We start from the raw sequence: 12,303 nt of genomic DNA on the forward strand, positions 1-12,303 counted from the left end.
AAAGAGCATGCCCTAAAGCTTTGGAGACACTTGAGCTCTTCTTGCCCTCGCGCTGATCGCTCCATAATTTTATATATTGGTTGGTTTTAGCGGTATATTCATAGAGGTAATTAAACGTGTTATGCAGTAGAACACCATTTAAATAAATTTTCTTATGAAAGAGCATGCCCTAAAGCTTTGGAGACACTTGAGCTCTTCTTGCCCTCGCGCTGATCGCTCCATAATTTTATATATTGGTTGGTTTTAGCGGTATATTCATAGAGGTAATTAAACGTGTTATGCAGTAGAACACCATTTAAATAAATTTTCTTATGTGTATTAGGAACAACAACATGTTCATGCACGAGAGAGTCAGAATAATGAGTTTCTGATGTTTTATAAAGTCGGCAAATCCAATCTGGGTGCCAACCAGAGTGCTTGATTTCTTTCCCAAAGGCGTTAGAAAGCCTATTTATGTAATAGACACAGTTAGGTTGGTGGTCATTGATAACGCCTAAGATGTTTTTCTTTAATTCAGGTGTGACTCTTTCATCTGCGTCTAGCCAAAACACAAAGTCACTTTCTACATATGATTGAGCGCGCTGGCGTTGTTTTCCAAACCCCCGCCAGTCTGAAGCTACGTAGACTTTATCCGTATACTGTTTAGCTATTTCAGTTGTGTTATCTGAGCTTCCCGCGTCCAGTACAACGATTTCATCCACCCAATTGCATACAGACTGCAAACATAGATCAATGTTATGCGCTTCGTTTTTAACGATAAGTGCAACGGCAACGGTTGTATTCCCTTCACTCATGACGCTTTATCCATTTTTATTAAAGAAATAACGCGGCTAGGGTCCAAATCCTTTAAACACTTCAAATGCCCAAGTGGACATTCGCGTTGAAAGCAGGGGCGACATTCAATATCTGTATGCACAATGTCGACTTTACTGGTTAAAGGCGGCGTGTAATCGGGGGACGTTGAGCCATAAATGGCAATGACCTGGCAGTTGACCGCCGCGGCGATGTGCATCAAGCCGGAGTCATTACTGACGACGGTTTGGCAAGCGCCTAATAGATCAACAGCCTCAATTAAATTGGTTTTACCCGCTAACACATGAATATTCGGTGCGTTGTCGGCAAGGGCGGCAATTTTTTCACAGGTGTCGATATCTTTGGCTGAGCCAAACAGCCAAACTTGAAACCCCTTAGCATGCATCTGGCGAGCGACCTCGGCATAGTGTTGCTCAGGCCACTTTTTGGCTGGGCCGAACTCGGCACCCGGGCAAAGACCCACGATGGGTCTATCTTGGTTTAAGCCTAGCTTAGTGATCACAGCCGCTTGTGCATCAGGATCAATGGTTAATTCAGGTTTTGGTAGGCCTTCAAGGCCACCGAGTGAGACCGAACTTTGCATCGTGGCGCGTGGGTGTGCCAGGGCAACATAGCGCTCAACCATATATTGAAACGCTTTTTTATTGGGACGCAGGTCGTTGAGCAAACCATAACGCATTTCACCTTTCCAACCGGTACGTGTTGGGATCCCAGCAAACCAAGGGATCAGCGCCGATTTGGCGGAATTAGGCAATACATAGGCATGATCATAGCCATGTTTTGCTAAGCGTTTACCTAATTGGTAGCGCTTACCGAGTGCAAATTCTCCATGGCCCAGTGGCATGTCGATACTGCGATTAACTTCTGGCATACGCGCCAAAATAGGGGCGCACCATCCAGGCGCCATCACGTCAATGGTGGCGTCAGGGTGTTGTTGTTTGATGGCTTTATACAGTGATTGCGACATCACCATATCGCCGACCCAAGACGGGCCAATGACGAGTACTCGTGTCATGATGCCCGTTTCCTTTTTGCCTCTTGGTAGATATTGCGGCCGTCTTCGCGTGTGCGGAGCAGCTGTAGGATCCACATGTATTGATCGTATTGACCCTCGAGCATGGTTTCGATGTGTTGGTTCATCATGTGGGCGTCCATTTTGCTATCACCGGTTGGAAACTCGCTAAATGCTGGATGGATGGTAATGACAAACCGGCCGGTTTTGGCATCAAAGCCAGATAGCACAGGCACGATATGCGAACGCGTGACTTTGCTCAACTTGCCGAGACTTGGCAGTGTCGCCTTGGTTGTTGAGAAAAAAGGAACAAACTCACTGCTCTCATCACGCATATCTTCATCGGGCAGGTAATAGCCCAAGAAGCCTCGTTTAACCGCACGAATAAAAGGTTTAATCCCTGCTTCTCGTTCGTAGCAGTTACCACCATATTGTACTCGTTGGCGGTGCATCAGCCAGTCGAGGAGACCGTTTTTTTGTCGTTTTGAGAAGGCAGCGACAGGTAAGCCCTGTGAGGCAAATAAAATCGCCGCCGCATCAATCGCCCAGGTATGGGGGACAAACAAGATCACCGGCTCACCATGATCGGTGTGGCAGGTAATATGCTCCATGCCAATGACATCACAGTGCTGTTGAAACCACTGACGACCACGTAACGTAATCAGTGGAAAACTGAGTAAAAACGCTCCTGCGGTTGTTAGCGTCTCGACCAAGATCGCTTCGCGTGCTTGCTTTGATTGCTCTGGAAAGCAGGCTTCAAGGTTGAGCCATGCATTCAAAATCGTGCCTTTTTTCTTTTTCACCAGCTTGCGTGCCACCCATTGGGCAAAGCGATACTTTGCTCGCGCAGGCACCAACAAACAGATTGGCAAGGCAGCCAATAACATCAGCCAGGTGCCCCAATATTTCGGTGCGAGGAAGGCACGCGAAAATTCGGGGTTATAGGCATTTGGATCGTAATCGGGTCGCTGTTTTGTCATTATTCGATTTTCTCATACGCCAAGCGTCACGGCTTGGCGTAAACATCATTATATTAGCGATTGATTTCAGCCAGATAGGCGGCAACACCTTCAGCCACAGTCTTAAAGGAAGCGGTATATCCGGCTTCACGAACCTTGGTCAAATCGGCCTGCGTGTAAGCTTGATAGCGGCCTTTTAAGTGATCGGGGAACGGCACCTCTTCAATTTCCCCTTGACCGTGAAACGCGATGACGGCGTTGGCGACGGCGCTAAACGGTTCGGCACGGCCAGTACCACAGTTAAAAATGCCGGAGATTTGTTGCTGCCAGAACCAGATATTCATTTGACACACGTCGCCAACATAGACGAAATCACGCTTAAAGGTGTCACTGCCTTCAAACAGCTTCGGGTTTTCACCGTTTAAGATTTGCTGGTTCAGGTGGTAAGCAACGGACGCCATGCTGCCTTTGTGCTGCTCACGAGGGCCGTAAACGTTGAAGTAACGAAAACCGGTGATCGGTGGCAGTGTTTCACCGTGTGCCTTGGCATCGTCTTGCACGCGACGGACATAATTATCAAACTGCTGCTTCGAGTAGCCGTAAACATTCAGCGCGCCTTCATACTCTGGCGCTTCAATGAAGTCACTGTCGCGGCCGCCATAAGTAGCCGCTGACGAGGCGTATAAAAACGGAATGTCACGGTCAATGCAGTAATGCAATAGCTCTTTAGAATATTCATAGTTATTGAGCATCATGTACTTGCCGTCCCACTCGGTGGTCGCTGAGCAAGCACCTTGGTGGAAAATCGCTTCGATAGGCCCGAAGTTCTCACCGGCCATGATTTGGGTAAGAAAGTCTTCCTTATCCATGTAATCAGCAATATCCAAATCAACCAGGTTAACGAATTTGGTGCCGTCTTTAAGGTTATCGACGACAACGATGTCACGATAGCCTTGCTCGTTAAGTGCTTTTACTAAGTTGCTACCGATCATGCCGGCACCACCAGTCACAAAAATCATATCGTTACCTAATTCATCGTTGCAGGCGACAGACGCCGTCGCCATTATTGTTGACTGTGATAGTATGGTTACGCATCAACCGGGCAGAGGACTGAACCATACATGAAAACCCAAGACCGAATTATCCATGCTGCACTGGCTTTATTCAATCAACACGGTGAGCCAAATATTACCACGAATCATATTGCGGCTGATCTTGGGATAAGCCCGGGAAACCTTTATTACCACTTTCGTAATAAAGAGGCGATTATACACAGCATTTTTGATCAATACGCGCAAGATCTCGCCCTTGCTTTTGATCCTAGTCAGCCTCAAGAAGATACCCAAGCGCTGTTGCAACATTATCTCGATGCAACGTTCAGTTTGATGTGGCGCTACCGCTTTTTTTACGCCAATCTGCCCGATATTCTGCGTCGCGATGAAGCACTACAGCATAAGTACCTCGATGCACAACAACAGCTTCAAACCAACCTGATGACTATTTTGCAGCATTACAGCCATGCGGGGTGGTTGAATCTGAGTGAGAGTGGGTTGGCTGCCGTGGGCGAAACCTTGAAGCAGGTCGCGTCAAGCTGGATTTTCTACCAAAGTGCGCAAGCGCCACAAACACATATTCATGCCGGTGTGATCTACAAAGGCGTTTTACAGATGTTGGCGTTGCTACATCCGCTGACTTCCTCGCAAGGGCAAACCGCTATCGCTGCATTAATGGACCACTATCAGCAGCAATTGGTTCGCCAAGATATACGCGCACTGGATACCTTAAATTAACCGGTCCAACGTCGTTTATTGTGTTTTGCGCGATATTCCGCCAGCCTAAAGCGGAATACACGATATGAATCACTGTCTCGTGCGGGTTATTGGCACAAACCTAATGAACGTGCCATGATAGCAGCCAATCATTCGCCGTACAGAAACTGTGCGGCGGCCTTCCAAAAGTAATCATCACCAGCATGGAGATTGCGATGACGGCTGCCTTCTATCAGCAAATACGTCATCAGCTTGAGCAAGTAAAAGCTGATGGCTTGTACAAAAGTGAACGCCTTATTACTTCCCCGCAATCGGCCAGTGTGGCCGTTAATCATGAGCAACAGGTGCTCAATTTCTGCGCGAATAACTATCTAGGATTAGCCAATCATCCTGCTTTGGTTGAGGCTGCCAAAGCGGGGATGGATGAGCACGGCTTTGGCATGGCGTCAGTGCGCTTTATTTGTGGCACGCAAGACGCCCATAAAACCCTTGAGGCCAAACTCTCTGACTTTTTGGGCATGGAAGATACGATTTTGTATTCGTCATGCTTTGATGCGAATACCGGCTTATTTGAAACTATCCTGGGGCCTGATGATGCCATTGTCTCAGATGCGTTGAACCATGCTTCGATCATTGATGGGGTGCGTTTATGTAAAGCGAAGCGGTTCCGGTACGCCAACAACGATATGGACGAGCTGGAAGCGCAACTTAAAGCCGCGAAAGCAGCCAATGTGGCGAATATCTTGATTGTCACCGACGGCGTTTTCTCGATGGATGGCGTGGTCGCTAACTTGCCCGCGGTGTGTGATCTGGCTGAGCAGTATGGTGCGCTGGTGATGGTGGATGACTCCCATGCTGTGGGCTTTATGGGCGATCATGGCCGTGGTACCCACGAATACCACCAAGTCATGGACCGCGTTGATATCATCACTGGGACCTTGGGTAAAGCCATGGGGGGAGCCTCGGGTGGCTATACATCGGGTAAAAAAGAAGTGATCGATTGGTTGCGTCAACGTTCACGCCCTTATCTGTTCTCGAATTCACTGGCACCGGCGATTGTGTCGGCCTCTATTCGCGTGCTCGATATGCTGGCGGAAAGTGACCATTTGCGCGCACAGCTATGGGATAACAGCGCACATTTCCGAGCTCGTATGACTGAGGCAGGTTTCACGCTAGCAGGCGCGGATCATGCCATTATTCCGGTGATGCTGGGAGATGCCAAAGTCGCGAGTGAGTTTGCCGAACGTATGATGCAAGAAGGCGTCTATGTAGTGGGCTTCTCTTATCCGGTGGTGCCGAAAGGGCAAGCACGTATTCGCACTCAAATGTCAGCCGCACACACGCGTGAGCAACTGGACCGCGCGATTGATGCTTTCATCAAAGTCGGTAAAGAAATGCAACTGATTGGGTAATCGTATGACACAAACAAGCATGAAAGCCCTGGCGAAGCTAAAAGCCGAGCCCGGTATTTGGATGACGGAGGCGGCGCTGCCTGAGCTTGGGCATAACGATCTACTGATCAAAATCCGCAAAACCGCCATCTGCGGTACCGACGTTCATATTTATAAGTGGGATGAGTGGTCGCAAAACACCATTCCGGTTCCCATGGTGGTCGGTCACGAATATGTGGGTGAAGTGGTTGGGATTGGACAAGAAGTCAAAGGCTTCGCCATCGGTGATCGCGTCTCCGGAGAAGGTCACATTACCTGTGGTCACTGCCGTAATTGCCGCGGCGGACGCACGCACCTTTGCCGGAATACCGAAGGGGTCGGGGTCAATCGTCCTGGGGCGTTTGCGGAATATTTAGTGATCCCGGCGTTTAATGCCTTCAAAATTCCAGCGGAAATTTCGGACGATTTAGCCTCGATCTTTGACCCATTTGGCAATGCGGTGCACACCGCGTTATCGTTTGATCTGGTCGGCGAAGACGTGCTAATCACAGGAGCCGGCCCGATTGGTATTATGGCTGCGGCGGTTGCGCGTCATGTGGGCGCAAGACATGTGGTGATCACTGATGTGAATGAGTACCGCCTACAACTTGCTCGGGATATGGGAGTGACTCGGGCGGTAAACGTCGCCGAGACCTCGATAGAATCGGTGATGGCTGAGCTTGGAATGACGGAAGGCTTTGACGTTGGCATGGAAATGTCGGGCGTCCCTGCCGCTTTTAATAGCATGTTGTCGGCCATGAACCATGGCGGCAATATTGCCTTGCTCGGGATCCCACCGAGCGATATGGGCATTGATTGGAATCAAGTGATCTTTAAAGGCTTGGTGATCAAAGGCATCTATGGTCGCGAAATGTTCGAGACTTGGTACAAGATGGCCTCCTTGATTCAATCAGGGTTGGATTTAACCCCCATCATTACCCACCATTACCACGTAGATGACTTTCAAGAAGGCTTTGAGATGATGTGCTCAGGGCAATCTGGCAAGGTGATCCTCGACTGGCAGGGCTAATGTAAGAGACCTATAACGCCATATGACCGGGTGATTGAAGGCTCWCCAGGCGCTTGGCAATATTGACAGCGCTCACCCATGGGGTGGGCGTTTTTAATCCAACCAAGGAACTGGGTTAGTGGTATTGCCTTTACGACGAATCTCGAAATATAGCGATGGTGTTGATTGTCCGCCACTGTCGCCAACTAAGGCAATCGGTTCACCGGCGGTCACTGTGTCGCCGACGTCTTTAAGTAATGCTTGATTATAGCCGTACAAGCTCATATCCCCCTTGCCATGATCGACGGCAATCAATAGCCCGTAGCCACGTAGCCAACTGGATAGCACCACTTTTCCTGCATGCGCCGCTTTCACTTCCGTGCCACGCTTGGCATCAATCACGATGCCATTCCAAGTCACTTCGCCGGATTGGCGCTCGCCAAAGCGGTGAAGGAGTTTACCTTGGGCGGGCCAAGTGAGTTTTCCTTTGGCGTCACTAATGCCTGCCATATTGACCTGCGCGCGTCGTGCCGCCTCGGCGATTTGTTCTTGCAAGCGCTGCTTATTGGCTTTGAGCTCGGCTAAATATGCGCTGTCACTGGCAATCTTGGCACGAATTTGTTTCGCCGTTTGGCTTTGTGCGTTTTGCTCAGTCTCAAGCTCACGCTTTTTATCGGTTAACTCTGCCACGAGCTGCGTTTGCTTATCCCGCTGCTGTTTGAGCTGGTGAGCGGTGAGCTGATAATCGGTACGGGTAGCGGCGAGTGACTCAATCGTTTGCTGCATTGTGCCTGCAACGATTTCGGCATAGCGCGTTAACCGGTCAAGGGTGGCTGGCGATTCTTGGCTGAGCAGTCGTTTGAGTTGATCGTGTTTGCCTTGACGATATTGCGCATCGATAAGCTCGCCCAGTTGGGCTTGTTGGGCGATCATTTCCTGCTTTAATCGCGCTTGTTGTTGCGTCAGCTGGGTAATGTCGGTATCTGTTTCTTGCAGGCTAGCTTGCGCTTGGCGGATGCGCCTGGACAATGTGTCAATCCGTTTAGATTGCGCTTTTAAGTCGCGCTGAAGTGCATTGAGTTTTTTATTGTGCGCGGCCAGCTGTGATTGTTGGCGGGCAATCTCATCGCTCACGCCCTCAAGTTGTGAGTTAGCGTGCACAGACCCTGTGAATAGACACAGAAAAACGCCAGTGCATAATGCACTGGCGCGGAGGGTTTGACCTAGGCGTGTTCGTTTCTCCCGCATGGGGAGATTATTTCAGATCGAACAGAGGCTTGCCAGTCATCTCTTCAGGAATCGGCATATCGGACAATGCCAACATGGTCGGTGCCAGATCAGACAGCTTACCGCCTTCTTTCAAGGTCACTGGTTTGCTACCGACATACATCAGTGGGACTGGTAAGTTGGTGTGTGCGGTATATGCACCGCCCGTTTCCTCGTTAACCATCATTTCAGCGTTACCGTGGTCGGCGGTGATCAGCATTTGACCGTCCACTTCTTTAATCGCTTCTAGCACGCGACCGATACAGCCATCGACAGCTTCACACGCTTGGACAGCAGCCTCGTAGACGCCCGTATGACCGACCATATCACCGTTCGGGTAGTTACAGATGATCATATCGAACTTGCCGGACTTAATCGCATCAACCAGTTTATCCGTTAGCTCTTCAGAGCTCATTTCGGGTTGTAGATCGTAAGTGGCCACTTTGGGTGACGCCACCAAAGAGCGCTCTTCGCCTTCAAATACGGTTTCCATACCACCGTTGAAGAAGAAAGTGACGTGCGCGTATTTCTCAGTTTCTGAAATACGTAGCTGGGTTTTACCGGTTTTCGATAGCCACTCACCCAAGGTGTTTGACAGGCTTGTCGGTGGGAAAGCCACCGTCGTATCGATATCGGCTGCGTATTCGGTCAGCATGACAAAGTCGGACAGTTCGGCATACTTCTTACGCGCAAACCCATCAAACTCAGGCATAAAGGCACGAGTCATTTCGCGCGCCCGGTCGGCACGGAAGTTCATGAAAATGACTGCGTCGCCGTCGTTGATGGTCGCTTTGTTGTCACCCTCACGGAAGATTTCTGTTGGGGCGACAAACTCGTCATTTTCTTCACGCGCATACGCCGCTTCGAGGCCTTCAACCGCGCTCGTTGCGCTATGCTCGCCTTGCGCCAAGGTCAACAAATCGTAAGCTCGCTCTACACGATCCCAGTTGTTGTCGCGGTCCATCGCGTAGTAGCGACCCACCAGTGAGGCCGTACGTCCTTTGCCTAGCTTGGCAAAAAGGGCGTCAAAACGCTCAAGTGAGGCTTTTGCGCTACGTGGTGGCGTATCACGACCATCCAAGAAGGCGTGCAGATAGATTTGATCCGCACCACGCTCAGCGGCCAACTCAACCATGGCAGCAATGTGGTCTTCATGGCTATGAACGCCACCTGGTGACATCAGACCCATGATATGAACGGCTTTGCCTTTATCCACGGCTTTATCGACCGCGGCAGTGAGTGCGGGGGTCTGGTTAAAGTCGCCATCGGCGATGGATTTGGTGATACGGGTGAGCTCTTGATACACCACGCGGCCAGCACCGATATTCACGTGACCGACTTCTGAGTTACCCATTTGCCCATCAGGCAGGCCAACGTCAAAACCGGATGCTGAAATCAAGGTGCTATTGTCGGCCATCAGGCTGTCGATAACCGGCGTGTTAGCATTGGTGATGGCATTATCGCTTTGTGGGTCACGATAGCCCCAGCCATCGAGAATCACCAGTGCAAGTGGTTTTTTCGCAGACATATTACGTCCTCTTAATTCAAGCTAAAGACTGACATTGGATGCCACTGACATTGGATGTCATGGAGCAGCCACTGAGGCTTGATGCCAGATTTGAGGCTAGCATCAGGCCTCAGTGGTGCAGTGTGCGTAATTTTACAACATTTTACGCAAGGATACGTAGGCTAAGATCAATTATTCCAGCTGATAAGTTAACCAGCAAGGGTTGCATGGCTTGCCTTCTACCCTTGACTCCCCTCATTATGGCGAAGATTGTCGGTATACGCGAATGGCTTCACTCGATGTCTGCGATTGATGAAACCTTCTTTCTTTTTAACATATTGAGGGGAACGAAAATTTATCATTCGATCACCGTGAGTGAGCAAGCGCGCGATTTCGTCTTGGTAGGCTGTAAAACCCTGACGAGCAGGTTATACTCGACACCATTTTCATTCCTTGATGGACTCTCGCCTCGCGGGACAAACAAGCAGTATAGAGCAAAGGTTATGCAGGAATATATCGATTTTGTCTCCAACAACATGATTCTGACACTGGTCTGGGTTGGCTTAGCTGCCACCTTGTTGATGTCGCTGATCAAACAGAAAACCGCCGCTTACAAAGTGGTGGCTCCGAACGATGCCGCGATCCTGAACAACCGTGAAAATGGGGTGTTTGTGGATATTCGCAGTCATGACGAGTTTCGTGCGGGCCATATCACAGGCGCAATCAATGTATTGCCCAGTGAAATTAAATCGCACTCATTTGGCGAACTTGAAAAACATAAAACTGACCCCATCATCGTAGTATGCAAGACCGGTCAAACCGCGGCTGACAGTGCGAATCAACTCGCCAAAGCGGGTTTTGAGTCTGTGTATGTGCTCAAAGATGGCTTGACCTCGTGGAACGATGCCAAAATGCCACTGGTCCGCGCCAAAAGCGGTAAAGGCAAAAGCAAAAAGAAAAAGTGATCCCTCACTCAAATCTCGAGCGACTGCATGACGCAGTGGCTCGCATTTTTTAATGTGCCCGGCACATAAGCAACTAGTTAGAAAGGACGAACCACCATGGCTGAAGCAGAAAACAACCAACAAGCCGAGCAAAACTTTGCTATCCAACGCGTTTTTCTTAAAGACGTGTCTTTTGAGGCGCCAAATTCACCTGACGTTTTTCAGCAAGACTGGGCACCTGACGTTAACTTAGATTTAGACACGCAAAGCCGCGAGCTGGGTGAAGGCATTTACGAGGTTGTTCTGCGTCTAACCGTGACCGTGAAAAACCAAGAGAGCAGTGCGTTCTTGTGCGAAGTACAACAAGGCGGCATCTTCTCGGTTACCGGCATGGATGCGCCGCAATTAGCGCATTGCCTCGGCGCTTTTTGCCCGAATATTCTTTTCCCTTACGCGCGTGAGACGATTTCTAGCTTGGTCGTTAAAGGGACGTTCCCACAGCTTAACCTTGCACCGGTAAACTTTGATGCCTTGTTCATGAACTACCTGCAACAGCAGGCGGACGCGAAATCTGGCGAAGAAGAAGACGCGCAAGCCTAAGGGGTCATTATGACAGATCTTGCTCCCACTCAAGACGCCGCGATTGTTGTATTGGGCGCTGGTTCGTACGGCACTGCCTTAGCGATCTCACTGGCGAGAAATGGTGCCAACGTTGTGTTATGGGGGCACGATCCACGTCATCTTGCGCAGTTGGAAATTGACCGTGCTAACCAGGCTTTTTTACCAGGCGTCGCTTTTCCAGACTCGCTGGTGCTTTGTGCCGATTTGTCCGTGGCGGTGAATGCCAGTCGTGATTTATTGGTGGTGGTGCCCAGCCACGTCTTTGGTCAAGTGCTCGGCCAAATCCGGCCCTACTTACGCGCGGATTCTTTTCGCGCTCGCTGGCGGTACTCTCGGGTCCCACTTTCGCTAAAGAGCTGGCGGCTGGCATGCCGACGGCGATTTCTGTTTCCTCGCCTGACCCTGAGTTTGTGCGTGATTTGCAAGAGACGATTCATTGCCAGCAGAGTTTCCGCGTTTACGGCAATCATGATTTTATCGGCATGCAATTAGGTGGCGCGGTAAAAAACGTGATTGCGATTGGGGCTGGGATTTCTGATGGTATCGGGTTTGGCGCCAATGCGCGCACGGCTCTAATTACGCGTGGCTTGGCGGAAATGACGCGCTTAGGTGAAGCGCTAGGCGCATCGCGAGAGACCTTTATGGGCATGGCCGGTTTAGGTGATCTGGTTTTAACCTGCACCGATAATCAATCGCGTAATCGCCGCTTTGGGCTGGCGCTTGGCCAAGGTGAAGGCGTGCAAGCGGCGCAGGATAATATCGGTCAAGTGGTTGAGGGCTTTCGCAACACCAAAGAGGTGTGGGCCCTGGCGCAGCGCGCTGGGGTTGAAATGCCGATTGTGGAGCAAATTTATCAAGTTTTATATCAGGGTAAATTGGCGCATCACGCTGCTCGAGACTTGCTGGCCCGCGATAAAAAATCCGAATAACGGCAACGTGTATCAGCATATAAATAGGCGCGCGGGGTGAGAAC

General features: G+C 50.1%; 11 protein-coding genes and 1 pseudogene. 6 read left to right on the plus strand and 6 right to left on the minus strand.

The genetic code is table 11. The features are described 5' to 3' along the window. Positions 1 to 152: 152 nt before the first annotated feature. From BZG79_RS06150 to rfaD, 4 genes are read right to left on the minus strand one after another with little or no spacing between them, the layout of a single operon-like run. A complete protein-coding gene (locus BZG79_RS06150; protein ID WP_077773973.1) occupies positions 153 to 794 on the minus strand; it encodes a glycosyltransferase family 2 protein in 642 nt (213 codons plus the stop codon). Beyond that, the gene (waaF, locus tag BZG79_RS06155; protein ID WP_077461513.1) at positions 791 to 1,828 is read right to left on the minus strand and encodes a lipopolysaccharide heptosyltransferase II; all 1,038 of its coding nucleotides are present in this window, start codon (positions 1,826 to 1,828) and stop codon (positions 791 to 793) included. Before waaF ends, BZG79_RS06150 begins: the two co-directional genes overlap by 4 nt. After that, a complete protein-coding gene (lpxM, locus tag BZG79_RS06160) occupies positions 1,825 to 2,805 on the minus strand; it encodes a lauroyl-Kdo(2)-lipid IV(A) myristoyltransferase (RefSeq protein WP_077773974.1) in 981 nt (326 codons plus the stop codon). The genes waaF and lpxM overlap by 4 nt, the downstream gene beginning before the upstream one ends. 53 nt (positions 2,806 to 2,858) lie before the next feature. Further along, on the minus strand, positions 2,859 to 3,803 hold the full coding sequence (gene rfaD, locus BZG79_RS06165; protein ID WP_077461580.1) for an ADP-glyceromanno-heptose 6-epimerase: 945 nt from the start codon (positions 3,801 to 3,803) through the stop codon (positions 2,859 to 2,861). A 102-nt stretch (positions 3,804 to 3,905) separates the two neighbouring features. On the opposite strand from rfaD, the gene BZG79_RS06170 reads away from it, so the two are divergent. From BZG79_RS06170 to tdh, 3 genes are all read left to right on the plus strand, one after another. Beyond that, positions 3,906 to 4,574, plus strand: a complete 669-nt coding sequence (locus BZG79_RS06170) for a TetR/AcrR family transcriptional regulator (protein WP_077461515.1) — start codon at positions 3,906 to 3,908, stop codon at positions 4,572 to 4,574. A gap of 194 nt (positions 4,575 to 4,768) precedes the next feature. After that, positions 4,769 to 5,965: a glycine C-acetyltransferase gene (locus BZG79_RS06175; RefSeq protein WP_077678936.1), complete on the plus strand. Its 1,197-nt coding sequence runs from the start codon at positions 4,769 to 4,771 to the stop codon at positions 5,963 to 5,965. Positions 5,966 to 5,984: 19 nt separating this feature from the next. Beyond that, positions 5,985 to 7,013 carry an L-threonine 3-dehydrogenase gene (gene tdh / locus BZG79_RS06180; protein WP_025744220.1) on the plus strand — a complete coding sequence of 343 codons (1,029 nt, stop codon included), beginning with the start codon at positions 5,985 to 5,987 and terminating at the stop codon, positions 7,011 to 7,013. A gap of 93 nt (positions 7,014 to 7,106) precedes the next feature. Here tdh and BZG79_RS06185 read toward each other — a convergent pair whose 3' ends face one another. After that, positions 7,107 to 8,153: a peptidoglycan DD-metalloendopeptidase family protein gene (locus BZG79_RS06185; RefSeq protein WP_242413606.1), complete on the minus strand. Its 1,047-nt coding sequence runs from the start codon at positions 8,151 to 8,153 to the stop codon at positions 7,107 to 7,109. A gap of 94 nt (positions 8,154 to 8,247) precedes the next feature. Continuing rightward, positions 8,248 to 9,786: a 2,3-bisphosphoglycerate-independent phosphoglycerate mutase gene (gpmM, locus tag BZG79_RS06190; RefSeq protein WP_077646515.1), complete on the minus strand. Its 1,539-nt coding sequence runs from the start codon at positions 9,784 to 9,786 to the stop codon at positions 8,248 to 8,250. A 482-nt stretch (positions 9,787 to 10,268) separates the two neighbouring features. Between gpmM and BZG79_RS06195 the strand changes: the two genes are divergently transcribed. The 3 genes and pseudogenes from BZG79_RS06195 (at position 10,269) to BZG79_RS06205 (ending at position 12,259) form a co-directional block, all read left to right on the plus strand. After that, positions 10,269 to 10,730, plus strand: coding sequence for a rhodanese-like domain-containing protein (locus BZG79_RS06195; RefSeq protein ID WP_025744223.1), 462 nt, complete (start codon positions 10,269 to 10,271; stop codon positions 10,728 to 10,730). Positions 10,731 to 10,826: 96 nt separating this feature from the next. Continuing rightward, positions 10,827 to 11,309, plus strand: a complete 483-nt coding sequence (gene secB, locus BZG79_RS06200) for a protein-export chaperone SecB (protein ID WP_025744224.1) — start codon at positions 10,827 to 10,829, stop codon at positions 11,307 to 11,309. Positions 11,310 to 11,318: 9 nt separating this feature from the next. Further along, positions 11,319 to 12,259 (plus strand): annotated as a pseudogene (locus BZG79_RS06205) (NAD(P)H-dependent glycerol-3-phosphate dehydrogenase). Positions 12,260 to 12,303 lie beyond the last annotated feature (44 nt).

Origin of the sequence: Salinivibrio sp. MA427 (genome assembly GCF_001996115.1) — a bacterium.
Classification (GTDB): Bacteria; Pseudomonadota; Gammaproteobacteria; order Enterobacterales; family Vibrionaceae; genus Salinivibrio; species Salinivibrio costicola.

Excerpts from the sequence above, each read along its gene's own strand:
- BZG79_RS06150 (WP_077773973.1), bottom strand. The coding sequence starts at position 794 with ATGAGTGAAGGGAATACAACCGTTGCCGTTGCACTTATCGTTAAAAAC.
- waaF (WP_077461513.1), bottom strand. The coding sequence starts at position 1,828 with ATGACACGAGTACTCGTCATTGGCCCGTCTTGGGTCGGCGATATGGTG.
- lpxM (WP_077773974.1), bottom strand. The coding sequence starts at position 2,805 with ATGACAAAACAGCGACCCGATTACGATCCAAATGCCTATAACCCCGAA.
- rfaD (WP_077461580.1), bottom strand. The coding sequence starts at position 3,803 with ATGATTTTTGTGACTGGTGGTGCCGGCATGATCGGTAGCAACTTAGTA.
- BZG79_RS06170 (WP_077461515.1), top strand. The coding sequence starts at position 3,906 with ATGAAAACCCAAGACCGAATTATCCATGCTGCACTGGCTTTATTCAAT.
- BZG79_RS06175 (WP_077678936.1), top strand. The coding sequence starts at position 4,769 with ATGACGGCTGCCTTCTATCAGCAAATACGTCATCAGCTTGAGCAAGTA.
- tdh (WP_025744220.1), top strand. The coding sequence starts at position 5,985 with ATGAAAGCCCTGGCGAAGCTAAAAGCCGAGCCCGGTATTTGGATGACG.
- gpmM (WP_077646515.1), bottom strand. The coding sequence starts at position 9,786 with ATGTCTGCGAAAAAACCACTTGCACTGGTGATTCTCGATGGCTGGGGC.
- BZG79_RS06195 (WP_025744223.1), top strand. The coding sequence starts at position 10,269 with ATGCAGGAATATATCGATTTTGTCTCCAACAACATGATTCTGACACTG.
- secB (WP_025744224.1), top strand. The coding sequence starts at position 10,827 with ATGGCTGAAGCAGAAAACAACCAACAAGCCGAGCAAAACTTTGCTATC.